This is a genomic window from Paenirhizobium cremeum (genome assembly GCF_047553425.1).
Classification (GTDB): Bacteria; Pseudomonadota; Alphaproteobacteria; order Rhizobiales; family Rhizobiaceae; genus Allorhizobium; species Allorhizobium cremeum.
Genome location: NZ_CP180217.1, coordinates 545,626 through 569,738, shown reverse-complemented (window position 1 = coordinate 569,738; position 24,113 = coordinate 545,626). Strand labels below are relative to the sequence as shown.

Here is a 24,113-nt window from a genome sequence, read left to right as displayed (position 1 = left end):
TTATGGTCTCTTTCGCTTTAGCCCGCATGGGCGGGGATCTGCCTGACTTGCGCTCCAGCCGGCCTCAGCCGTCGTTACGCCCATTCTTCGTCTGCCCACCGCGATCCGCCGGATGGGGCGTCGAAACGACACCCGCCGAACGAAGCACGTTCAACACACCGGCACAGAAACCGAGCAGCAGCAAGATAATCATGCCCCACGGCGCCGTGCCGACAAAACGGTCGAAGAGATAGCCCAGAATGGCACCGACGACGATGGCGGAAATGAATTCGCTCGAAAGCTTCATGGCCTGAGCATAACCCTTGCGGCTTTGCTCGGCACTCTGCTCCGCGGCTTCGTCACCCCTCGCCTCGGCTCCCCGCTTCGCCAGTTCGGCGGCAAGGCGCCTGCGACGCTCTTCCAGACCTTCCCGATCGTCATCCGTCATGGCTTCCTCCGTCCGTTCTCCGAGTCAGGCAGCCGCTTGGCCCGCCAGGAACACAAGAAACGGCAGGAAAATGCCCTTCCGGCCCGTTCTGAAGTCGGGCGCACCATAATTTTGAGAGCCCCCATAGTCAAGGCATTGAGGGCCCAAGTTTCACCACAAATTAACCGGGGAAAATCATAGACTTAAGTCGCAAGTACCGATTTGGGCTGCATGACGGCGGTCAAACCGGGTCACTTGGCCGCGGAATCGGCGGGCGGGCGGGCCGAAATGACGCCCGGCTCCGCGAGGATCAGCTCCAGCCGCCGCCATAGGTGCGGTAGAAGACGTGCAGGCCGATGCGGCCGACCTTCTTCATGGTGCGGGCCCAGGCCGGCCTTACATAAAGAGCGTGATAATGGGTCGCCGAACCGACTTCCTTCAGCCAGATCTTGCCGGCCGTGACCGCCAGCGCCACTTCGCGGGCCACCTTCCAGTGGTACTGGGAGTTCACCCGGTCCTTGATGTTGTCGCAGGCGAAGGAAAACTGGCATCGATTGCGCCAGTCCTCGTTCTGATAAACCACGCCGCAGATGGTGTCCGGATAGGCCGGATTGCGCACGCGGTTCAGAATCACCTGGGCGACGGCCGCCTGTCCCTTCACCGATTCTCCGCGCGCCTCGAAATAAATGCCGGAGGCGAGGCATTGCTGTTCGCGGGCGGAAAACACGGAAGGCGGCAGAACGCTTGCGGCCCAGGCGTGGTCATCCGGTCCGATCTGGGGCACGAAACGTCCCTCCTGCCGGTCCTTCAGGATCGCGTCGAAGGGCGAGACCCGGGCATAATCGGGATCGGAAGGCGCATAGGCGGTCGCCAGCACGTCGGCGTGGCGATTGGTCACGAGGCCAGCCAGCATGCTCGGCACGCCAGGATCGTATTTCGGCTCTTTCTTCTTGAAATAGAAGCTGGCGAGCTCGACCGGCTTGCCCTTCGGCTTGACGAAGGCCGTCTCTTCCGACGGTCGCTTGCGGGGATCGAGCAGCGAACTGGTGCGTTTCAGGACGGAGCCGGCAGTGAAAGCCCTCGGCGGCAACATCGGTTCGATTGCGACGACGCGGCCCTTTTTCAGCGCGCGCGTCACCCGCTCCTCGTCGGGTCGCGGGTCAGCGACCTTCTTGCCGCCGTCGAAGGCGATCTTCCGGCCATCGGGCAACAGCATGCCGCTCTCTTCGGACAGGGCCGACGAACCCGTTTCGGCGAAGGCCAGTTGGGCCTGATGCAGCGAGCCGGCAGGCGACGCAGTCAGCACCATGCGCCAATTGGCAGAGCCCCTGTCCTGGCCGGAGATCAGGCCGGCAAGATCGCCCTGCGCTGCGATGGACGGGAAGGCAAGCCAGGAAACCAGACCGAAGACGACAGGCGAGGCCCATTTATCGAAACGGGAACGGGACAGCTTCAACAGACGGCTTTTCGAACGCAAAACCGGTACTCCACACGTGACCACGGCTACATTAGAAAAACATCTCGCATTAACCTTGATGCATGGTTAACGGACGCCGGCGCGGTCGCCCGTTCCGGCACGAAAAAGGCCGCCGGAAACGACCGGCGGCCTGACATTTTCGTGATTGGCAAGGATGCCTCAGATGATGACGTGAGAACCGAGCTCCACCACGCGATTGGCCGGCAGCCGGAAATAGTCCGAGGGGTCGGCTGCCGCATTGGCAAGCGAAATGTAGAGGCGGTCCTGCCAGTAGGGCATGCCGGACTTGGCGTCGGGCACCAGCTTGCGTCGCCCGAGATAGAAGGAGGTCGACATGATGTCGAACTTCAGACCGCCGCGGCGCAGGCTGGCGAGCGCCTTGGAGACGTTCTGGGTTTCCATGAAGCCGAAGCGGATCTCGACGCGGCTGAAGCGCTCCGACAGGTTTTCCACCACGAAGCGTTCGGCGGGTGTGGCGCGCGGCCGGTTCACCGTCCTGATGGTCAGGATGATGTTGCGCTCGTGCAGAACATGGTTGTGCTTGAGGTTATGCAGCAGCGCGGCCGGTGCGGTTTCCGGATCGCTGGTCAGGAAGATCGCTGTGCCGGGAACGGCAACGGGTGCATGTTCGCTCTTCTTCTCGATGGAGACGATAAAGGGCTGGAGCGGCACGTCTGCATGGCGCGTCTTGGCGAACAGGATCGAGGTACCCCTGCGCCAGGTCCACATGACGACCGTGAAGCCGCCGGCAAACAGCACGGGCACATAGCCGCCATCGTGGATCTTCAGCATATTGGCGCCGAGGAAGACGAGCTCCAGCGCGAGCAGCGGCAGCAGCGAGACAGTCGCCAGCGCCGGCGACCATTTCCAGCGGGTGCGGACGAACTCGAACGCCATGACGGTGGTCACCACCATCGCGCCGGTGACCGAGATGCCATACGCGGTGGCGAGCGCCTCGGAGCTTCCGAACAGCAGGACCAGGGCCAGGACACCGAAGAGCAGCAGCGCATTGACCGACGGCAGATAGATCTGGCCGGTATGGGTCTCCGAGGTGAACATGATCTGCATGCGCGGCAGGAAGCCGAGATGGATCGCCTGGCGCACGAGGGAGAAGGCGCCGGTGATGACCGCCTGGCTGGCGATAATCGTCGCAGCCGTCGCCAGAATGACGACCGGAAGCAGCGCCCATTCCGGGAACATCAGGTAGAAGGGGTCCGAAATGGTCTCCGGGTGCTTCATGACGAGTGCACCCTGGCCGAGATAATTCAGCACCAGCGCCGGAAAGATCAGCACGAACCATGCCCACTGGATCGGGCGGCGGCCGAAATGCCCGAGATCCGCGTAAAGTGCTTCCGCCCCCGTCACCGTCAGAAAGACGGCACCCAGCACCACGACGCCGAGGAATTTCTCGCGGAGCATGAAATCGATCGCGTACCACGGATTGAAGGAGGTGAGGATGGAGAAATCGTCGGCAATGTGCAGAACACCGCCTGCTGCCATGACGAGGAACCAGAGCGCCGTGATCGGGCCGAAGAAATTGGCGACGGCTCCCGTGCCATGGGATTGCACCGCGAACAAGCCGATGAGGATTCCGACCGAAATCGGCACGATGTAGTTCGCAAGGTCGGGAGCCACGAGCTTCAGGCCCTCGACCGCCGACAGCACCGACAAGGCGGGCGTAATCATCGAATCGCCGAGGAAGAGCGCGGCGCCGACCAGTCCGAGAACCATCAGGACGGCGCCATGCCCGCCGGCATTCTTGGACAGAAGGGCAAGCAGCGACAACGTGCCGCCCTCGCCTTCGTTGTCGGCGCGCAGCAGGAAGAGCACGTATTTGATCGTGACGATGATCGTCAGCGACCAGATGATGAGCGAAATCAGGCCGATGATCTCGACGCGCGTGATGCCGTCATGGCCGATCGGCTTCAAAGCCTCGCGGAAGGCGTAAAGGGGACTCGTCCCGATATCGCCATAGACGACGCCGACCGAGCCGAGCGCCAGCGTGAACAGACTTCGCCAGCTTTTGCTCTGGTGCGGATTTTCGCAGTTTTCCTGGGTCATAGGGCAACCAGGCTCGTCAGAGCCAGCCTTTCCAGCGGAAGAACAAGAAGGGGATGATGGCGGACAACAGCATTGCCAGCAAAGCGAGGGCGTAGCCGTAGGTCCATGTCAGTTCGGGCATGAATTGGAAGTTCATCCCGTAGATGGAGGCGACGAGCGTCGGTGGCAGGAAAACCACGGACGCAATCGAGAAGATCTTGATGATGGCGTTCTGCTCGACGTTGATGAGGCCAAGGGAAGCATCGAGCAGGAAGGTGATGTTGTTCGAGACGAAAGCCGCGTGCTCGGACAGCGACTGGATGTCGTGGGCGACGATGCCGCACAGTTCCTCCGCCTCCTTGTCCTCGCGGACCTTGGGCAGGGACCGGAGGAAGGCGACCAGCCTGGAAAGAGAGACCAGACTGTCGCGCGCCTTGCTGACCAGGCGGTGATGGCTGGCGATATCCAGCAGCTTGTCTTCCAGAAAACGCGGCGGGCGGCGCTTGGCGACCTTGCGATCGACGAATACGGTCGTTGAAAGCTCGTCAAGCCGGGCAACGCCGATTTCAAGCACTTCGGCCGTGCGGTCGACGATCGTTTCCAGCAATCGCGCCATGAGTTCCGCACCCGTCCGGTATTTTCCCGGCATGCGCAGCAGGGCGGAACTGAAAAGCGCGAAAGCCCTCGGCTCCGCATAACGAATGGTGACCAGCCGGTTGCCGGCCAGAATGAAGGCGACATCGGTCAGTTCGGCAAGGACGGCTTCCGCCTTCCACACCAGCGAGGCGGTCATGTAAATGCCGCCGTCCTCGACGTAAAGCCGGCTCGACGGTTCGATGTCCTTCAGGTCTTCGCGGGTCGGCAGCGGAACGCCGAGCAGACGCTCGGCCAATGCTTCCTCGGCAAGATCCGGATGGATCAGATCGAGCCACAAGACATCCGCGTCGAGCGCATGGCGCGCATCGTCGGCCTGGATGACCTCGGCCCTTCCATCCACGTGATAGGCTCTGATCAAGTTGCAGACACTCTCATAGCGCCCCAAAGTCCCCGTTTTGGCCGGCGAGACAAACACCGCTTCCGGAAAAAATGCAAGCGGAATTAACGAACCCACTCTATGTGCGACCTCCGGCCCTGTCATCAGCCGAAAAAGGTCAAGAAGCCGTGTCGCAAATTGACCTGCATCAAAGCGCTGCCATCATCTTCACATACCATTGCGACCGTGGCGGCTGGGTATTTCCAATGGAGGACATGATGAACGAGAGATCGTCGAATTTTCTTCCAAGCCTCTGGTCCGACAGCCCCTTCGCGGATTTGCGCAAGGAGATGGACCAGGCCCTTGAGAGCTTCTTCGGCAAGCGAAGCCTGCTGAGCGGCGCCGAAGGCGAGAAATTCATCGCCCCGTCGATCGATATCGCCGAAAACGACAACGCAATCACGCTGACGGCGGAACTGCCGGGGATCAGCGAGCAGGACGTCGATCTTTCCATCCAGAACGGAGTTCTCACCCTGAAGGGCGAGAAGAAGATGGAAAAAAAGGACGACAAGGACAACTACCATGTCGTCGAGCGGCGCTATGGCAGTTTTCAGCGTTCGATGCGCCTGCCGGCAACAGTCGACGAGGCTGCCGTCTCGGCCAAATTCGAGAACGGTGTGCTGACCGTAACGCTTCCCAAGAAGCCGGGAACGGCTCCCGTGGAGCGCAAGATCGCGATCGAAAAATAAGAAGAGGTCGCGCTAACCCGCCGCCCCTGTCCGCCTGGGGCGGCGGACGAATTACGGAAACCGGCTGCCGGCGGGGCAGCCGGTTTCGTGTTCCCGATTATTCGAAGACGATGGACGGAGCCGCGCGGCCGGAGGCCGACTGCACGCCCTGCCAGACCTTTTCGGCGATCTCCCGGTAAACCCTGGCCTGGGGGCCTTCGGGGTCGGAGACCACTACCGGCGTGCCGGCATCCGAGGTCTCCCGTATGGCGATCGTCAGGGGAACCTCGCCCAGGAAGGGCACGCCGATCTTTTCAGCCTCGGCCTTCGCGCCGCCATGGCCGAAAATGTCGTAGCGCGCGCCGGTGTCGGGCGCGATGAAATAGCTCATGTTCTCGACGATGCCGAGGACCGGCACCTCGACCTTCCTGAACATGTTGAGGCCCTTGCGGGCATCGATGAGCGCCAGATCCTGCGGCGTCGAGACAACGACCGCGCCGGAAAGCGGCACCTGCTGGGCCATGGTCAGCTGGGCATCGCCCGTGCCGGGCGGCATGTCGACCACCAGCACGTCCAGATCGCCCCAGGCGACTTCACGCAGCATTTGCATCAGCGCCGACTGGACCATAGGACCGCGCCAGATCATCGCGGTTCCCTCATCGACCAGGAAGCCCATCGACATCGCCTTGATGCCGTAGTTTTCCATCGGCACGATGATGCGGTTCTCGATCTGCTGCGGGCGTCCGGCGATGCCGAGAAGCCGCGGCATGGACGGGCCATAGACGTCGGCGTCGAGAATGCCGACCTTCAGACCGTTGGCCTTCATAGCCAAGGCCAGATTGACGGCCGTCGTCGACTTGCCGACGCCGCCCTTGCCGGAAGCGACCGCAATGATCGCCGATATGCCGGGGATGTTCTGTTTGGCCGGCCGCTGCGGCGCGCCGGCCGCCGGGCCATGAGCATGGGGATGGCCATGGGCATGGGGTCGGGCGGGCGCGGGCGCCGCCGACGGGGCGCCCGGCTTCTTTTCCGCCGTAAGGCTGACGAGAGCCCCCTTCACGCCCGGCATGGACTTGACGGCACGCTCGGCCGCCTGGCGCAAGGGCTCCAGTTCGCGGGCGCGCTCAGCCGGAACGGTGATGGAAAAATAGACCTTGCCATCGGAAATGAAGACATCCGACACCATGCCGAGTTCGACGATGTTGCGTTCGAGATCCGGGCCGCGAACGGTCTTCAGGGTTTCCAGAACCTGGTCTCTGGTGAGTGCGGTCATGCCATCCTCTTTCGAATTCTCATAAAGCGTAGATAGTCGACCACGCGACCTTCGCCAACCGGCAAACGGCGCGGCATACGCAAAAGAGGATGCGGCAGATGCGCCCCGGTTATCGCTCGAAACGGAAAAGCCGCCGTCGAAGGATGCCTGACCATGACATCTACGACAGCGGCTTGTCCTTGCAGCACCTTTTGTGGGTGCCTTGCAGCGTCCCCTCTGGACTTGCCTATTGCAATGCAGAAACCGTGCCAGTTTTTATGCACGGTAAATTTCACATAAATTTCATGTAGATAACACAAGAACGACAGGCATGGCCGAAAATGCGACCCCGTTGGAATATGCCTGCCGAATGTGCGCCGGCGTGATGCATGGCACAAAAATGCAGCAGTCATTCCACGGTCTGTTGCGCCAGATAGGCTTCGATCCGGTCCGGATCGAAGATCCTGCCATCGAAGAAGCCATCCGGCCCGAGCATCAGTCTGCCTTTCGAGACGCCGACATATTGCGGGGCGGCCAGCGCTCCCTCCACCTTCAGATTGGCGCCGGGCAACGGCGCGAAGACGGGTTTAAGCGCATTCCTGTAGATATCCGGGCGATAGCTGTCACGGGCAACGGCGGCGTTGAGGTCCGTGTGGCGACAGTCACCCCATCGGACCATCTGGCTGTAGAACCACAGCGCGTGGCTCTGCCAGGGGAAGGTCGCGGCACGGCCTTCGAAAAGCAGCAGGTCGCCGACCTCCACCACCTCGCCCGGCGCAATCGCCAACAGACCGGTGAGGCCGGGAAGCAGCAATTCGCCGTCCAGCGCCAGATATTGCCGCGCAGCGAGAATTCCGGCGAGTTCCTCTATGTTGGCCGCGCTCGAACACCATTGAGCGGCGCGGTAAAGGGCGCGCACCAGCGCCTCCAGCGCCAGCCGATTGTCCTCGCTCCACCGCTGCGACATGCCGAGCACCTTGCCGGGACTGGAGGCCCAGAGCGCCGACTTTACGGTAACAATCCGCCCCTGATCGCGTGCGACGATGCGGCTGTTCCAGGGCTCGGCGAGGCAGCATCCGTCGAGACTGCCCTGCTCGAGGGCCTCGCCGATCAATCCGGCGGGCAAGGCGACGATCTCTACGTCCCGGGCAGGATCGATGCCGCAGGCGGCCAGCCAGTATTTCAGTTCGTAGTGACAGCAGGACAGACGATGGGCGACCGCAAGCCGCAGGCGACGCCCGTTCCGATGCCTGCCTTCATTGATCACCGCCCTCAAGGCTTCGCCTGCCCGGCGCGGATCGAGATCCGGCGGCATGCCGGCTTCCGTCAGCCGGCGGTGGAGCGGCACGGAAACCGCAATCGCATTGCCGCCGAGCCCGAGGGCCATCGGCGCGACCAGAGGCACCTCCATCGGCACCAGCGCAAGATTGCAGGCAATCGGCATCGGCGCCGGCATATGGGCACCGTGAAAGCGGCCGGCGCCGACCCCTTCGCGGATCTTTTCCCAGGATGTTTCCCGCACCAACGAAAGCCTCACCCCTTCGTCACCGGCAAAGCCTTTTTCCAGCGCGGCGATCAGGACTGCGCTGTCCAGCAAAGGAAGAAAGCCGAGGACGATTTCGGGCCGGTCAGGCATGGTCGCTGCCCTCCGGCTCACCGACTGCGCCACCAGGGCGCGTTCTCTGCGGGCGGACCCTCGATATCACGGGGGCGGGATTTGTATCTCGATCAACGTCCATGCCCGCATTTCTTGCCGAAAAGCAAATTGGATGCAACGGGAAGCGGGCGGAACGAGCGTTACTTGATGAGGCCGAGCCTAAGGGCCTTGGCCACGGCCTGGGTGCGGTTGACCGTATCGAGCTTCTTGGTCGCCCGATTGAGATAATGATTGATCGTATGCTCGGAGAGCCCGAGGATCTCGGCGATCTCGACACTGGTCTTGCCGGCGGCGGTCCAGTTCAGGCAGTCGATCTCACGCTCGGTGAGCATGTCGGTCGCGCGGTTGTCGAGATCGCGGATCTCGGCCAGGCGATTGTAGATATGAACGGAGAGAAACGTCAGTTCGATCATCTCCGCCGTGGAGAATACCGGCCGGTCGCCACAGAAGGAAACGGCACCGCGCATGCCGGCTGCGTCATGCACGGGGAAATAGGCTCCCCGCTCCATCCGGAAGCGGCTGAAAAGCGTGCGGGAGATTTCCATGGTGCGGGGATCGCGCTGCTTGGCTACATGCTCGATGTCGTAGGTGAAGGGCGTGGTGGAAGTGCGCAGCCGCACGAGCACCGGGCTGGTGGCCAAAAGGGGCGCCTGGTCGTATTCGGTGAGCAGGTCTGCCGGCCAGTTGGTAATGATGGAATTGCTGGAAAGATCGAGAGACGTCGGCGACGGCATGTTGAGAACCATGAACGCCCGGGCGCCATAGGATTCCGTCAGCCTCTTCATGAAACGAAAAACGTCGAACTGGGTCTTGAAGCTGCCGATTTCGGCAACGTAGGCGGCGGTACGTTCGGCAGCGTCGGTTTCAATCTCGGTCATGGCAAATGTTTCTTCGCATGACTCCAGGGACCAGAAAACAACAAGTCTCTCTCCTTAGACGACCAGCCTCTCTCGAACGGAGAGGAACGACGAGCGCAAAACAGCCGGAGGAACCAGCAAGCCGGAAATGAAATAAGTCACCCCTGAAGCCCCGTCATGTTACCTCTGACTGCGGCTCTTATGAAATGCATCTTACACGTTGTAGATTTCCCATTCGAAATAAAGCAAATTCCGAAGGAGGACGTGCGTATCAATGTGCAGACGAATCCGCATTGCCCATTGTCAGGGACATTAGACGCAGAAACCCGGACTAGTCCAGAAGCCAACTTTATTTTACCGTAAACCCCTGTCCATGAAGGCGAAGGTTTCCAAATTGCCGTCAGGCCATCTGGAATCAGGGAGAAAATCGCGTGCCGTCACATCATTCGTTCGCAGGAAATGTTCTGGTCGATCACCGACTGGAGCTTGGAGAAGGACCTGTCTACGACAAGCAGACCCACACGATCTGGTGGTTCGACATTCTCGGCAAGGCGCTCTGGTCCCTGGAGCTTGACACCAATACCGCGACCCGCCACGAGCTCCCCTTCATGGGCAGCGTTCTTGCAATCGTCGATGACGAGCGCCAGCTCATCGCCAGCGATTCGGGGCTCTTCCTGCGCGACAGGGCAAGCGGCGCGCTCACCCCATTCGTCGAACTCGAGCCCGACCGTCCGGGCAACCGCTCCAACGACGGGCGCGTGCATCCCTCGGGTGCGCTCTGGATCGGAACCATGGGCAAGGATGCGGCAGACGGGGCCGGCGCCATCTATCATGTCGCCGGACGCAAGGTGACGCGGATCTTCGACAAGATCAGCATTCCGAATTCGATCTGCTTTTCGCCGGACGGGAAGATCGGCTATTTCGTCGATTCGAAGGTCAACAAACTGATGCGCGTCGATCTCGATCCCGATACCGGCCTGCCGGTCGGAGAAGCGCGCGTTTTGATCGACGGAACGGATCGGGAAGGCGTGTTCGACGGTTCGGTCGTCGATGCCGAGGGGACGATCTGGAACGCCCGCTGGGATGGCGGCGCAATCGACCGCTACGACGCCGAGGGCCGTCATATCGCCCGTTACGAAATGCCGGCCAAGCGGGTCACCTGCCCCGCCTTTTTCGGCCCGGATGCGGACCGGCTGATGGTGACGTCCTGTTGGGAAGGTCTCGACGAGGCCGGACGCACCTCGGACGCCTTGTGTGGCGCAACCTTCGAACTCGGCATTCCCGTGAAGGGACAGCACGCGCCGCGCTTCCGTCTCTGAGACGCCCCTTCAAAGGAGGGCCCTAACCCGGCAAGTTGACGATTGTTCCCTGCTTTCTGGAAAATTTACTTGATTTTCCAAGGGGAACGATTGCGGGCCTCGGACATTTTCCTCTCGAACCGACGCGATCGTTCCGCCTCCGGCACGGTCGCGCCAGTCGCCAAGACCATCTGAGAGGAAAGGTAGGTCCATCATGAAGAAGACCCTCAACACCCTTGCTGCAGCACTGCTGCTCGGCACCACTGCGGTAGCACCGCTTGCTTATGCCCAGGATGCAACCACCCCGGCACCGGCAACCCCGACAGCCCCGGCACCGGATGCGACGGGAAGCGCTCCCTCGACCAACACCATGGCCCCGACGGATTCGACCGCTGCAGCCACGGGTTCCTATCTGACGCAGCAGAGCACGACGCAGATCAGCGCCAACGACTTCATCGGACAGTCCGTCTACACCTCGGGCAATGAATCGATCGGTGACATCAACGACCTGATTCTCGAGGACAAGGGCGGCATCGTGGCCGCAGTGGTCGGTGTCGGCGGCTTCCTGGGTATCGGTGAAAAGGATGTCGCCATTCCTTTCAACAAGCTGACGGTGACCCACGATACCGCAAAGAACGAGGTTCGCCTGACGACGACCGAAACGGCGGAAAGCCTGAAGGCCGCGCCGGAATTCAAGAGCCTCGACCGCACCACCACCTCGTCGACGGTCGATCAGTGACCCGGAACGGGGGAAGTGCGAACATCCGATGGGCGGCGCCAGGTGCGCCGCCTTTTTCGTTGCGCTCTCCGCTGGTGTTCACCGCATCATCTCGGTCTCGATGATCTGCATGAGGCGAGAACGATCCTCCCGTCGCGAGGCATAACCTGCCACGGACAATCCCCGTGCCGGCCGGTAATAGGCGGCCGAGCCCCAGAAACCGATGTGCCAGAAGAACCGGCTTTCGCCCTGGCCGCAGACGAAAATGCCCAACCTGTAATCCGCTCCGCCTTCGTGGGGCGCAGGCTTCAGCATTTCCGCAAGCGTCGCCTCCTGCCGGAAGACGCGCCCTTCGAAGATCGCCGCCATGGCGCGTGCGAGATCCGCAGCCGACATGACAAGCCCACCGCCGCCGTAAAGATCCATTGTCGGATCGAAATGGAAGACGTCCCTCTTGCGGAAGAACTGCCGCCCTTCGAGCGATATTCCGGGCGGTGCCGGTTCGATGGCTTCCCACCATGTCGCTGACAGGCCGAGACGATCGAAGCCGATGCGCTCACGCACCGCCGACGCCAGCGACCGGCCAAGCCGTGTCTCAATGATATCGCCGAGAAGGATATAGCCAGTATCGGAGTAGCGGAACCGCGTTCCCGGAGGGTTTTCCGGTCCGCCGCGGGTCATGCAGAGGCGTACCTGTTCCTCCCGGGTCCAGCGCCGCCCTGGCGCCTCCAACACCAGATCGAGGAAACTGTCATCGGCGTGATCGTAGAGGCCGGCGGAATGGTTGAGCAGATGCCGGACGGTGATCCGGTCGAGATCGTAACCGCCCCGGCGGAGGATATCGGCAATCGCCGGGCTTGCCAGCGTCCCTAGGGGATCATCAAGACCGAGTTCACCCTCCTCCCACATCCTCAGGATGGTGGCCGCGACGAAGGTCTTGGTGTTGCTGGCGCTGCGCATCGGAGATGCCGCATCGAGGGAGAGCCGGGCAGCGGCCGGGGATGCGATCCCCCACACCATACCGCCCTCATGAACCGCAAGCGCCATCGCTGCCGGCTCGCGCGAAAGGCACGCCTCAAGACGGGCGACTGAATCGGGTTTGTCGCCGGAACGTGTCCCTGCCGACTGTTCAAATATGCGAGATCCGCCTTCCATATCCGTCCTCTCCAGGCTCCCGGCGCGATTTCCAGCGCTCGGAGGTGACCACACTAACGCAGCATCTCCCGGATCGTCGCCTGAAAACTGCAGTTCCGATCGACATCGCCGACAGGCTTCGGCCCCCAGGACCCAGGCCGCCCTCGCGAACCCGAAACACGAAATGGTTGCATTTCACATGACTTACATATTGGACGTGATAGATTTGCCGAAACAACCGGGGGGATAGCGATGCGAAGCTTTGCAAAGGCAGGCGGTTTTTCCGTTCATGCGATATCGGGCAACCATGCCGTGCTGCTGGCGATGAACGCCACGGACGCGGCGCGGCGCAACCTTGCCGGCTTTGCCATCGGCGTTGCCCGGCAGAACCGGATCGATTGGTTGCGCGGCTTCAAATTCTTCAAGGCGCTGGTGCCGAACCCACAGCCCGGCGAACGGCGCTCCACCCTCGATCACCCCGTTCAGTCCTTCCTGTGGGGACACTATTCGGCGGAACCGGGACGGCAATATGATTACGTCGTCCGACCGCTCTATTTTCCGGCGGACATGAATCCTGCGGCCCTCGTCGCCGGCACCGATCTTCCCGTTTCCATCCGCACGGAATCCGACACGGATGAAACGCATTCGGTATTCTTCAACCGGGGCGCCATCGTCAGCCAGGCCTTTGCCGACCAGTTCGGCAACAAGGGCCCGACCAACCCCGACGATCCGGAAGACCGGGAGGTGCGCTGGCTGTCGCGCGGGCTGCTGGAGGCAGCGCTCGGCTTCATCGCCCAGGCCAATGGCGCGGGCTATGAATTGCGCTGCTGCTTCTACGAACTCACCTACAAGCCGATACTGGAGGCCCTGAAGATCGCCGCCGGCGCCGGCGCGAAGGTTCAGGTCATCTATGAGGCGGGGCATATCAAGAGCGACGGCAGCTTCGAGGAAACCAGCACCAGCAAGGCGAACGTCAAGGAAGTCGTCAAATACGACAACGTGCCGCGCCTGACCTTTCATAAGCGGACCCGGCATATCTCCATTCCGCACAACAAATTCATGGTGCTCCTGAAGGACGGCAAGCCGCAGCAAGTCTGGACAGGCTCAACCAATATCACGTCGTCCGGCTTTCTCGGCCAGACGAATGTCGGCCATCTGGTGCGGGATGACACTGTGGCATCGGCCTACAATGCCTATTGGCAGCAGGTCGCCACCGACCCCGACCGGAAAGAACTGAAGGCATGGACGAAAAAACACAATGCCGAGCCTTCCGGCGAGTTGCCGGCGAACGGCATCTCCGTTCTGTTTTCGCCGCGGTCGTCCGCGCGCATGCTCGACTGGTACGGCGCGCGCATGGACGAGGCGCAGCGCACCGTCATGCTGACGGCGGCTTTTGGCGTAACGAGGAAGCTCGCCGAACATTTCGACAATGACCGGGACTATCTGCGTTTCCTGCTGATGGAAAAGGAAAATGCCAACGACGAAACTCAGGCGATGCTCAAGCGCGACAGGGACACGCGCATCGCGCTCGGCAAGGCGCTCGGTCGCGATACGATCGGCCGCAAGCTGGATGGCTGGCAACTGGACAAGTGGTTCGCGGACGAGGAACACTACCGCAAGCAGGGCCACATCTTCTATGTCCACACCAAGATCATGGCGATCGATCCCCTGTCGGACGACCCGCAAGTCTATTCCGGCTCCGCCAATTTTTCACCCGCATCCTTGTCGTCCAACGACGAAAACATGCTGCTGATCCGCGGCGACCGGCGCGTGGGCGATATCTACGCAACGGAATTCTTCCGGCTGTTCAACCATTTCTACTTCCGCACGGTGGCCAATGCCGTGGCCTCCCGCAATCCGGGCGAGGATCAGGCGGAGGAAGCCGTCTATCTAGACCCCGATGGCGCGTGGACGGACAGTCATTTCAAGGCCGGCACCTATCATCAGCGCCGGCGCGAACTGTTCGGCGTCAGCCCGACCTGATCCGTCGCGGCTCAGTACCACGCATCCGGCCGCGCACGCATCGTCCGCTCGACATAATCGCGCAGCGCCTCGTCCACGGCGGGGTCCAGAGGTGGCGCCTGATATTCGGCGAGCGTCTTCTTCCACTGCCGGTTGGCGCGGGTCGCCATGTCGGTCGATCCGGCCTCCGCCCATTTTTCAAAGGGCTCGTTGTCCGAGACGGCCGAATCCCAGAACGCCGTCTGATAGTTGCGCATGGTATGGGCCGAGCCGAGAAAATGGCTGCCGGGTCCCACCTCCAGAAAGGCATCCATTGCGAGCGTGTTGTCATCGACCACGACGCCGGCGAGATAAGCATGCAGCGCGCCGCAGAAATCCGTGTCCATGACGAACTTCTCATAGGACATGGACAGCAGGCCATCGACGAAGCCGGCCGAATGCAGGATGAAGTTGGCGCCGCAATGGACGGCCGACAGCATGGACATGACGCCCTCCTGCATGGCCTGCGCGTCCGGCAGCTTGGAATTGGAGAAATTCCCCGCACAGCGCAGCGGCAGTTTCAGCCGGCGGGCAAGCTGGCCGATCACCATGGAGCCAATCGCCGGTTCCGGCGTGCCGAAGGTGGGCGAGCCGGACCGCAGCGACATGGAAGACAGGAAGTTGCCGAAAATCACCGGCGCCCCCTTGCGCTCCAACTGGGTGAGCGCGCAACCCGCCAGCGTTTCGGCATAGGACTGGGCGATGGCGCCGGCATTGGTGACCGGCCCCATGGCTCCGCCGAGGATGAAGGGCACGATGACGGCGGCCTGGTTGGCGCGAGCATAGGCCCTCAGCGCCTTCGTCATGGTGCCGTCCCAGACGAGCGGCGAGTTGACGTTGACATTGCCGAGGATGACGCAGTTCTCCTCGACGAAACCGGCACCGAACAGGATGCGCGCCATCTCGATCGATTCTTCCGCCCGCTCCTCGGCCGTCACCGAGCCCATGAAGGCCCGATCGGAATATTTGATATGGCTGTAGACCATCTCGAGGTGCCGCTTGTTGACCGGCAGGTCGACGGGCTCGCAGATGGTGCCGCCGGAATGATGCAGCCAGGGGCTGGACTGGCCGAGCTTGATGAGGTTGCGGAAATCCTCGATGGTTCCGTAACGACGGCCATTGTCGAGATCCATGACGAAGGGCGAGCCATAGGCCGGTGAGAAGACGACGCTGTTGCCGCCGATCTCGACGTTGTTTGCCGGATTGCGCGCATGCTGGACGAAGCTTGCCGGCGCCGTGGAGACAATCTCCCGCAGCATGCCCGGTTCGAACCGGACGCGAACGCCGTCGATCTTCGCCCCCGCCCGCTTCCAGTGATCGAGCGCGGCCGCATCGTCGCGGAACTCGATGCCGACCTCGGCAAGAATGCGATCTGCGGTCTGTTCGATGCGAAGGAGGTTTTCCTCCGAGAGAATGTCGTAGGTCGGAATGTTACGGCGGATGAACGGGACTTTCAAAGAAAGGCCAGCGCCGCTCTCCCGTCGCGCCGGCCTGTTGCCACGGGTGCGGCGCTCCTTGCGATCCAGTTCCAGCGTCTCGCCCGTCATGACTGCTTTCCTCCTGTTTGAATGAAGGCTAGCCGGGATCAAAGGCATTGTGACGCTGGAAATATTTTCGACTTGCGATAAGTTCAGCTTATGAGTCAGTTTCGCCGCCTGCTCCCCTCCGCAAACAGCCTCGTGGTCTTCGAGGCTGCGGGCCGGCATGAGAATTTCACCCGGGCCGCGGAGGAACTCGGCATGTCCCAGGCCGCCGTCTCCTATGCGGTGCGTGCGCTCGAGGAACAACTGGGCGTCGCCCTGTTCCAGCGCATGCATCGCTCCGCCCGGCTGACCGAGGCCGGCGAGCGCTTTCATGCCGATGTCGTTGCCGGCCTTTCGCGGATCGAGCGCGCCGCCGAGGACATTCGCGCGAAAAGCCGCGAGGTCAACGTAACACTCGCCGCCTCCACGGCCTTCGCTTCGATGTGGATGCTGCCGCGACTGGCCCGACTGAGGGAGGATCTGCCCGACATCGACCTGCGTATCCAGACCAGCGTGCGCGACCTGGACCTGGAGGAGGAAACCATTCCGCTTGGCGTACGCGGCGGCGATCCGAAGGAATGGCCGCGCTATCATGCGGCGCTGCTCGCGCCGGAGGTGGTAAGCGCGGTTGCAAGCCCCGCCTTCATCGAGCAGAACGGTCCGGCAGAGAGCCCCGAAGACCTGACCCGCCACCGGCTGATCTGGCTGGAGGAGCCGGTGCGGCAAGCGTGCAACTGGCCGGAATGGTTTGCAAGCGCCGGCATCGACTATGCCCCCAAAGGACGGCGGCTGGCGATTAACGATTACGTGCTGGTGATCCAGGCGGTGCTGGCCGGGGAAGGCATCGCGCTCGGCTGGAACCACCTGATCGAGGCGCAGGCGCGCTCGGGCCAACTCGTGCAGGTCGGCCGGCACGCGCTGGTGACGGGGCAGGCCTTCTACGTGGTGTGGCCACGCGCGCGGGAGCTCAATGCCTCGGCGGCCAGAGTGCGGGACTGGCTGCTGGCGGAGGGGGAAGCCGCCCGGCAAGGCGGGTGATCGGAGCGGCTGGGCATCGACCGCGGCGCATGCCGAGCCGCCGGTCCCGTATTCCGTGCGCATATCGCCTGCAAACCCGAGGCGTCGTCCGGGGATCGTCACCTCCGCTTGACTGGGCCGTCCTCACGGAAACGTTTCAGGAATTGGGCCGATCGACGAGGGCGAATTCGTGATGATGCTCGCCGAGATAACGCAGCGTCGCCGCCGCATCGGCCGGTTTGCCGAAATAATAGCCCTGCCCCATGCCGCAACCGAGCGCACGCAGCTTGTCCGCTTCCGCCACCGTCTCGATGCCTTCCGCAACCACTTCGAGATCGAGGCCTTCGCACATGGTGACGATCGCCTTGATGATGTGTTCCGAGGTGCGGTCCGTGGTTATGGCGGAGACGAAGGCACGGTCGATCTTGACCTTGTCGAAGGTGAAGTCGCGCAGGCGTCCGAGGCTCGACTGACCCGTGCCGAAGTCGTCGAGAGAGATCTTGATGCCGAAGTCACGCAATTCGCCGAAGATGCGGCGCGCAGTGTCCGCGCAGCCCATGACGGCCGTTTCCGTGATTTCCAGTTCCAGCCGGCGCGGATCGAAACCGACGCTGTTGAGGATGGACAGCGTGTTCAGCGTGGTCCTCGGGTCCATCAATTGCGCCGAGGAGAGATTGAACGAGAGGAAGAGTTCGCGCGGCCAGGCCAGCGTTGCCTCTGCCGCCTTGCGCAACAGGGTTTCGGACAGCGTGTCGATGAAGCCGCGTTCTTCCGCAAGCGGTACGAAGACGGCCGGAGATACAAAGCCCAGATCGGCATCGTTCCAACGGGCCAGCGCCTCGAAACCAACGACACGGTTGTCTGTGAGACGGACGATCGGCTGGAAATGCACGTCGACGGTATCGGCGATGATGGCATTGCGCAGCGCCTGCTCAAGCTGCGTGGCGCGCTTCATCTCCTGGGCGATTTCCCGTGAGTAGACGGTGATCTGGCCGCGACCCCGGCGCTTCGAGCGATAAAGCGCCGTCTCGGCACTCTTCATCAGTTCCTCGAAATCGGCGCCGGCAAAGGGATAGACGGCAAAGCCGAGAGAGGCGGAGAGACGGACATTGCGGTCGCCGAGATCGTAGGGCGCAGAGAGCACGTCCTTAATCATCTGGCCGGTGCGCTCGGCACTGACGCGCTCGAAGATCAGCGGCAGGATGATGGCGAACTCATCGCCGTCATGACGGGTGACGGTCGCGCCGTCAGGCACGCAGGCCTTCAGCCGGTGGGCGACCTGGCAAAGGATTTCATCGCCGGCGACGGAGCCGAAGAGATCGTTGATGGGTTTGAAACCGTCCAGATTGACGATGCCGACCGTAAACGGCGCCGGATCGGCAGAACGCTCGGAGGCCAGAAGCCGAACCTTGTCGCGCAGGCGATAGCGATTGCCAAGCCCGGTCAACTGGTCCGTATAGGCCATGGCCTGAAGCTCGTTCTGGCCTAGCTGGGGCATGGCTGTTTCGGCTGACGCCATCGGCTGTTCCTGAGGAGGTTCCTTTCACATACCGAGGATGAGCGCCAAACATTAAGAAAATTCTAGCAATTCCGGGAGGTTGCCTACAGGTTATGGTCCATTATTTAGGGGATTGACAGGGTTTTTTCACCCCGCCGCGACGACCCGGAGATCGGGAACATGCTGCGCCAGCACGGCATCGACGGCGTCCGGGCTCAGGGGCTTGAGGATCACGTCGTTCATGCCGGCGGCAAAGCATTCTTCCCGGTCACGGTCGAAGGCCTGCACCAGCACGCCGATGACCGGCGTCATGTCGTCAGGCCCTGCCGCCAGCTCACGAATGCGTCGGCAGGCGTCAAAACCGTTGATGACCGGCAGGGTGATGTCCATCAGAACGATGGCGGGCTTCAGTTCCTGCCAGAGACGCACGACTTCCGCTCCGTCGCGGGCGATGCGATAGGCATGGCCGAGCCCTTCGAGGATCTGCGAGAAGACGATCTGGTTGATTTCGTTGTCCTCCGCCACGAGGACAAGCGACCGGGCCGGCGCCGGCAAGACAGGCGGTCTGTCTTCCGTGGTGGTGATTTCCCAGTCGTCCGTGGCAACGGCCCGCGCCTCATCCTTGGCCGCGAGCTTGTTCAGGACGAGGAAAGCCAGTTCCGTGTCGAGCTGGAAGCCGTCCAGCGTTACGGTGGCTATGCCTTCTGCGACCGCAAGCTCAAGACACTTCATGTCCATCTGCGTGTCGACGATCATCAGATCGATCTTTACGCCAACGGAGCGTGCGACCGTGAGAAATGCATCCTCCTCCACCGGATTGCGTACGCAGCAGACGTCGATGCCGAGGCGCTCCAGCGTCTTCAGGCTCTTCGCCTCGAAATCCCGGTCCATTGTGACGACGAGCGCCTTGTGGCCGGCAAGCTTCGCAACCTCCGCCTCGACGCGAAGACACTCGTTTTCAGGCAGCACCGGATAGGAGGCCCCGGCGGTGACGATCGCCTTGTCCACGGAGGAGCCATCTGCCGGCTCGACCGACAACTGCACGGAAGCCGCCTCGAAACTGGTGACGATGAAGTAGCGACCGGGCTTTCCGACACGCTGGCTTCGCACGACGATGCGTTCGCCTGCGGGGTCGGAGGGAAGCTCCGTCAGGATGGCGGCCGGCGCCCCCGTCTCCAGGACATGGCGGGTGGCACGGCGGAGCTTTTCAGCGAGATCTCCGCCGCAGATCCCGTCAAGCGCACCGCCCAGAACACTCTCGGCGCGGGCACCGATCCGGCTGCAGAACGACTTGTTGACGGCCACGACGTTCAGGTTGCGATCCTGTACGAAGACCGGATGCGGCAGGTTGTCGAGGATTTCCTCAGTCAGCTGGACACGCTCGACATCGGCGCGCCACTGTTCCTCGCGCTTTTTCTGCTCGGTGATGTCGCTGATGATGCAGATGCCGTAACCGGAGGGCAGCCGGCGCTTGGAAAAACGCACCCAGCGATTGTTGGCGTCGCGGCGCTGGCTATCGAAACGCTCCCGCCAGTGAACGGCGATCTGTTCGGCGATCCATTCCTCGCGGCTCGCTGCACCGCCTTCGCCGGCGGACATGCGGTCGCGCCCGCCGCCATCATAGACAGCGCCGAGGAAATCCCTCAACCGGGTTCCGGGACGGGCGACCTGGAGGGACACGGGCAGATAGTTGCCGACGAGGCGGTTCACATAAACAAGCTGGTCGTTGCGATCGTAGACGATCAGCGCGGCACCTATCGCTTCGGACACGGCATCGAGCATGGAGGACTGCAACGTCGCAGCCTGCATAGCTTCGCCACCCATCCCTGCGTTTTTGCCCGGCGTTTCATCGCCCGGGCCCGGTGCAAACTCTTTCACACTATCGCCTCAAAGAACCGAACCCCTCCCGGCGCTCGATCGTTATCGTCCAGACAACACCTCAAGCCCTGACGGATGCACCGAGGGGCGCTGTAACACCTTTGTCCTGCTCCACAAATTTCTCGTTCAATCGTTTCCGAATTCAAGCAATCCTGCAGCTGTCGCATATGGGAAGACATGCCAGGGAAGCGCCTGAGACGGCAAAAGGAGGATATGGTCCGGAGATGGTCCGGCCACCATCTCCTCCTCCGCCGGCGCACCGACGATGCCAATACGAAACATTTCAAGCCATAATCATGCTATCGGCAGTCCCTTAAGGCGGGATTAATGGCATGGCGCGCAATGCACCACTTTCGAGCGGTAGAATGCAGTTGGCTCTTTCCTCGCCGGCGCGAATCCCGGAAAATGGACCGATGGTCATCAAGCAGCTTTCCGAAACCCTCATCAACCAGATCGCCGCCGGCGAGGTCATCGAAAGACCGGCCAGCGCGGCGAAGGAACTGATCGAAAACGCCATCGACGCCGGTGCGACCCGCATCGAAATCGCCACGGCCGGCGGCGGTAAAAGCCTGCTGCGCGTGATCGACAACGGCTGCGGCATGAGTGCCGAGGATCTCGAGCTTTCGATCCGCCGGCACTGCACCTCGAAGCTTCGGGATTCGCTGTTCGATATCCACTCGCTCGGTTTCCGGGGCGAGGCGCTGCCATCCATCGGCTCTGTCGCAAAACTGACCATTACCAGTCGCCTGCAAGGCGGTTCGGAAGGCGCGGAAGTCGCCGTGGTCGGCGGCAAGGTCTCGCCCGTCAGGCCGGCGCCGGCCAATCCGGGCACAACGGTCGAGGTGCGCGACCTCTTCTTCGCCACGCCCGCCCGCCTCAAATTCCTGAAGACGGAAAAGGCCGAGGCAGGCGCGATCACCGAGATTGTCAAGCGGATGGCGATCGCCTTTCCGCAGATCCGCTTCGTACTGTCGGGCACGGACCGCACAACGCTCGAATTTCCCGCCACCGGCGACGATCGCCTCGCCCGCATCGCTCAGGTGCTCGGCAGCGACTTTCGCGACAATGCCATCGAGCTCGATGCCGAGCGCGAGGATGTCCGGCTTGGCGGCTTCGCCGGCATCCCGACCTTCAACCGCGGCAACTCGGCCCATCAATATGCCTTCGTCAACGGCCGGCCGGTGCATGACAAGCAGATCCTTTCGGCCATTCGCGGCGCTTATGCGGAAACCATTCCGCAGGGCCGTTATCCAGTGGCGGTCCTGTCCCTGGAACTCGACCCGGCACTCGTCGATGTCAACGTGCATCCGGCGAAATCCGATGTCCGCTTCCGCGATCCGGGGCTGGTGCGGGGGCTGATCGTCGGAGCGATCCGCGATGCCATGAGACGAGAAGGCGACCGCGCCTCGACGACGGGCGGCGGCGGCATGCTGCGCGCCTTCCGGCCGGGCTTCAGTCCCGCCGCTTCCGCCGCCTCTTCTTCCCATGGCGGATGGAGTTTCGCGAATTCCCCCAGCCGCCCGTTCGGTCCGGCCGCCGCTTCGGCTTCCGGATTCAGCGAGACGCAGCAGCCGGCGTTCGCCGCCATGACCCTGCCGACCGCCCGGGCAGAGACACCCGCAACGGCTGCGACGGCTCCCGATATCCGCGCGGAAACGCCGGCGGCGACCTATCCGCTCGGGGCGGCACGGGCACAGGTGCATGCCAACTATATCGTCGCGCAGACGGAGGACGGGCTGGTGATCGTCGATCAGCATGCGGCCCATGAGCGGCTGGTGTTCGAGCAGATGCGCAAGGCGCTGACCGGAAGGCGGCTTCCCTCGCAGGGCCTTCTCATTCCCGAGATCGTCGACCTGCCGGAAGAAGACTGCAACCGGCTGATGGCTCACGCCGTCGCCCTCGAACAGCTCGGGCTTGCCATCGAGCGCTTCGGTCCCGGCGCGGTCGCCGTGCGTGAAACGCCTGCCATGCTCGGCGAAATGGATGTCGCCGGCATGGTGCGCGATCTCGCCGACGAGATTGCCGAATGGGACACAGCGCAGGGACTTGCCGCAAAGCTGGAGCATGTCGCGGCCACCATGGCCTGCCACGGCTCCGTGCGGTCCGGCAGACAGTTGCGGGTGGAGGAAATGAACGCGCTGCTCCGGCAGATGGAGGCTACCCCCGGTTCCGGCCAGTGCAATCACGGACGGCCCACCTATGTCGAACTCAAGCTTTCCGATATAGAGCGGCTTTTCGGCCGTAGCTGAGCCGATTGCCGATCCGCAGCAAGCGTCCTTTTAATTGTTCTGGAAATTGCCGGGAGGGCGCGTTATTGCAGTTTCGTGAAAGGCGCAGGAGACCACCCATGAACCGTTTCGAAGGCAACGGCAACCGCGAGGCGAAGATCCGCTATCTCGATGCCGACTTCCAGATCCTGTCGCCGGGCTCCTATGTGGTCTGCGCGATCACCGGCAAGCCTATTCTGATCGACGAACTGAAATACTGGAGCGTCGCCCGGCAGGAGCCGTATGTCGACGCCGCCGCTTCGCTGGAAGCGGAAAAGCGCGCCGGCGCGCTGCCGAACCAGAAGCGCTGAGCGCGCTTCTTCTTCAAGCCTTGCTCTTTTCCTTCAGCCTGCGCGCCCGACAGGCCTCGATCGCACGGTCGAGCACATAGGCCGGGGCCTGCGGATCGTCGAAGGCCATCTCCACCTCGACCACATGGCATCGGGAAGCGAGTTCGTCAGAACGTCCGTGGCCACCCGAGAGCCGGACGATATCCTTGGCAGTCGTCGCCAGCAGCAGCCCCTGCTTGTCCGCATCGGCCAGCAGGGCATCGACCTCGTCATCCGTCAGGTGATGATGATCTGGAAAAGGACGCAACTCGGCGACGACGGCACCCAGCCCCTCCAGCGTACGCTGGAATTTCATGGGATCAGCGATGCCGGCGAATGCCAGCACGCGCTTGCCGGCGAGACCCGCATCGTCCTTCGGCTTCAGGGCGGCGACCATGACCGCCTTGCCCGCGCGCGCCGCCTGGCGCACAAGCCGGTCCGCGGCATTGCCGTTGCCGACCTTCAAAATCGCGTCGAGATGGCGCATCTGGATGGCGATGGGAGCACGCACCGGTCCGCCCGGCACGAGGTGGCCATTGCCGATGCCCCGCATCGTATCGATGACTACCAGGGCGAAGTCGACCGTCAGGCGGGCGCTCTGGAAACCGTCATCCATAATGATAATGTCGGCGCCTTCCTTGACCAGGCGCTCGGCACCCGCGACGCGGCGGCGGGAAATGACGGTCAGCGCTTCCTGAGCCAGCAACAGCGGTTCGTCGCCGACATCGGTCGCTCGATGGTGGTGCACATCGACGACCGTCGTGACATCGAGCGAGCCGCCATAGCCGCGGCTTAGAAAACCGGGCTTCAATCCCTTGGCCTTGGCCGCGCGCGCGAGCGTCAGCGCCGTCGGCGTCTTGCCAGCGCCGCCGACCGTGAAATTGCCGACGCAGACGACCGGCACCGGCGGCGCGTGGCGGCGCTTCCTGCCCATGCGCCAGCCTGCCACCCGCCCATAAAGGAAAGAGAAGGGCAAAAGGCTCCAGGCCCGCCAGTCGGCTTTCGTCCACCAGAACGGCGGGGCGTCCGATACCATCGCCAGCTTTCCCCTTTGTCTCCC

The 24,113-nt window shown here is 62.5% G+C and carries 19 protein-coding genes; 7 read left to right on the top strand and 12 right to left on the bottom strand.

The window, feature by feature from the left end:
- Positions 1-64: 64 nt before the first annotated feature.
- The 4 genes from ACLBKR_RS02650 to ACLBKR_RS02635 all read right to left on the bottom strand — a co-directional run bounded on the left by ACLBKR_RS02650 (position 65) and on the right by ACLBKR_RS02635 (position 4,938).
- Positions 65-427, bottom strand: coding sequence for an AtpZ/AtpI family protein (locus ACLBKR_RS02650; protein ID WP_112830959.1), 363 nt, complete (start codon positions 425-427; stop codon positions 65-67).
- Between the two features lie 289 nt (positions 428-716).
- Entirely contained in the window at positions 717-1,865 is a 1,149-nt protein-coding gene (locus tag ACLBKR_RS02645) for a cell wall hydrolase (protein WP_414901706.1), read from the bottom strand.
- A gap of 177 nt (positions 1,866-2,042) precedes the next feature.
- Positions 2,043-3,944, bottom strand: a complete 1,902-nt coding sequence (locus tag ACLBKR_RS02640) for a potassium transporter Kup (protein WP_112830957.1) — start codon at positions 3,942-3,944, stop codon at positions 2,043-2,045.
- A 16-nt stretch (positions 3,945-3,960) separates the two neighbouring features.
- Entirely contained in the window at positions 3,961-4,938 is a 978-nt protein-coding gene (locus ACLBKR_RS02635; protein WP_414900542.1) for a magnesium transporter CorA family protein, read from the bottom strand.
- Positions 4,939-5,174: 236 nt separating this feature from the next.
- Between ACLBKR_RS02635 and ACLBKR_RS02630 the strand changes: the two genes are divergently transcribed.
- Positions 5,175-5,645, top strand: a complete 471-nt coding sequence (locus ACLBKR_RS02630; RefSeq protein ID WP_162708350.1) for an Hsp20/alpha crystallin family protein — start codon at positions 5,175-5,177, stop codon at positions 5,643-5,645.
- Positions 5,646-5,742: 97 nt separating this feature from the next.
- Here ACLBKR_RS02630 and apbC read toward each other — a convergent pair whose 3' ends face one another.
- The 3 genes from apbC to ACLBKR_RS02615 form a co-directional block, all read right to left on the bottom strand.
- Positions 5,743-6,897 (bottom strand): iron-sulfur cluster carrier protein ApbC, encoded by a 1,155-nt coding sequence (apbC, locus tag ACLBKR_RS02625; protein ID WP_113437392.1) that lies wholly within the window; start codon positions 6,895-6,897, stop codon positions 5,743-5,745.
- A 388-nt stretch (positions 6,898-7,285) separates the two neighbouring features.
- Positions 7,286-8,512, bottom strand: coding sequence for a CmpA/NrtA family ABC transporter substrate-binding protein (locus ACLBKR_RS02620; protein ID WP_113437391.1), 1,227 nt, complete (start codon positions 8,510-8,512; stop codon positions 7,286-7,288).
- Positions 8,513-8,673: 161 nt separating this feature from the next.
- Positions 8,674-9,411 (bottom strand): helix-turn-helix transcriptional regulator, encoded by a 738-nt coding sequence (locus ACLBKR_RS02615; RefSeq protein WP_112830953.1) that lies wholly within the window; start codon positions 9,409-9,411, stop codon positions 8,674-8,676.
- Between the two features lie 410 nt (positions 9,412-9,821).
- On the opposite strand from ACLBKR_RS02615, the gene ACLBKR_RS02610 reads away from it, so the two are divergent.
- Complete coding sequence (locus ACLBKR_RS02610) at positions 9,822-10,709, top strand: SMP-30/gluconolactonase/LRE family protein (protein WP_112830952.1); 888 nt, start codon at positions 9,822-9,824, stop codon at positions 10,707-10,709.
- Between the two features lie 193 nt (positions 10,710-10,902).
- Positions 10,903-11,427 carry a PRC-barrel domain-containing protein gene (locus ACLBKR_RS02605; RefSeq protein WP_113442156.1) on the top strand — a complete coding sequence of 175 codons (525 nt, stop codon included), beginning with the start codon at positions 10,903-10,905 and terminating at the stop codon, positions 11,425-11,427.
- A gap of 78 nt (positions 11,428-11,505) precedes the next feature.
- Here ACLBKR_RS02605 and ACLBKR_RS02600 read toward each other — a convergent pair whose 3' ends face one another.
- Positions 11,506-12,561, bottom strand: a complete 1,056-nt coding sequence (locus tag ACLBKR_RS02600; RefSeq protein WP_113485909.1) for a serine hydrolase domain-containing protein — start codon at positions 12,559-12,561, stop codon at positions 11,506-11,508.
- A 231-nt stretch (positions 12,562-12,792) separates the two neighbouring features.
- Here ACLBKR_RS02600 and ACLBKR_RS02595 point away from each other — a divergent pair, with 231 nt between their 5' ends.
- The gene (locus ACLBKR_RS02595; RefSeq protein ID WP_414900537.1) at positions 12,793-14,523 is read left to right on the top strand and encodes a phospholipase D-like domain-containing protein; all 1,731 of its coding nucleotides are present in this window, start codon (positions 12,793-12,795) and stop codon (positions 14,521-14,523) included.
- Positions 14,524-14,534: 11 nt separating this feature from the next.
- Here ACLBKR_RS02595 and ACLBKR_RS02590 read toward each other — a convergent pair whose 3' ends face one another.
- Positions 14,535-16,088, bottom strand: coding sequence for a trimethylamine methyltransferase family protein (locus ACLBKR_RS02590; RefSeq protein WP_113447934.1), 1,554 nt, complete (start codon positions 16,086-16,088; stop codon positions 14,535-14,537).
- Between the two features lie 90 nt (positions 16,089-16,178).
- Here ACLBKR_RS02590 and ACLBKR_RS02585 point away from each other — a divergent pair, with 90 nt between their 5' ends.
- A complete protein-coding gene (locus ACLBKR_RS02585) occupies positions 16,179-17,102 on the top strand; it encodes a LysR substrate-binding domain-containing protein (protein WP_414900535.1) in 924 nt (307 codons plus the stop codon).
- Positions 17,103-17,238: 136 nt separating this feature from the next.
- Here ACLBKR_RS02585 and ACLBKR_RS02580 read toward each other — a convergent pair whose 3' ends face one another.
- Positions 17,239-18,600: an EAL domain-containing protein gene (locus ACLBKR_RS02580; RefSeq protein ID WP_113437386.1), complete on the bottom strand. Its 1,362-nt coding sequence runs from the start codon at positions 18,598-18,600 to the stop codon at positions 17,239-17,241.
- A gap of 126 nt (positions 18,601-18,726) precedes the next feature.
- The gene (locus ACLBKR_RS02575) at positions 18,727-20,403 is read right to left on the bottom strand and encodes a response regulator (RefSeq protein ID WP_113485903.1); all 1,677 of its coding nucleotides are present in this window, start codon (positions 20,401-20,403) and stop codon (positions 18,727-18,729) included.
- Positions 20,404-20,870: 467 nt separating this feature from the next.
- Here ACLBKR_RS02575 and mutL point away from each other — a divergent pair, with 467 nt between their 5' ends.
- Positions 20,871-22,706, top strand: a complete 1,836-nt coding sequence (gene mutL / locus ACLBKR_RS02570; protein ID WP_113485901.1) for a DNA mismatch repair endonuclease MutL — start codon at positions 20,871-20,873, stop codon at positions 22,704-22,706.
- A gap of 98 nt (positions 22,707-22,804) precedes the next feature.
- Positions 22,805-23,035 carry a DUF2093 domain-containing protein gene (locus tag ACLBKR_RS02565; RefSeq protein WP_112830943.1) on the top strand — a complete coding sequence of 77 codons (231 nt, stop codon included), beginning with the start codon at positions 22,805-22,807 and terminating at the stop codon, positions 23,033-23,035.
- A gap of 13 nt (positions 23,036-23,048) precedes the next feature.
- Here the strand turns inward: ACLBKR_RS02565 and lpxK are convergent, their stop codons facing one another.
- Entirely contained in the window at positions 23,049-24,089 is a 1,041-nt protein-coding gene (lpxK, locus tag ACLBKR_RS02560) for a tetraacyldisaccharide 4'-kinase (RefSeq protein WP_113457922.1), read from the bottom strand.
- Positions 24,090-24,113 lie beyond the last annotated feature (24 nt).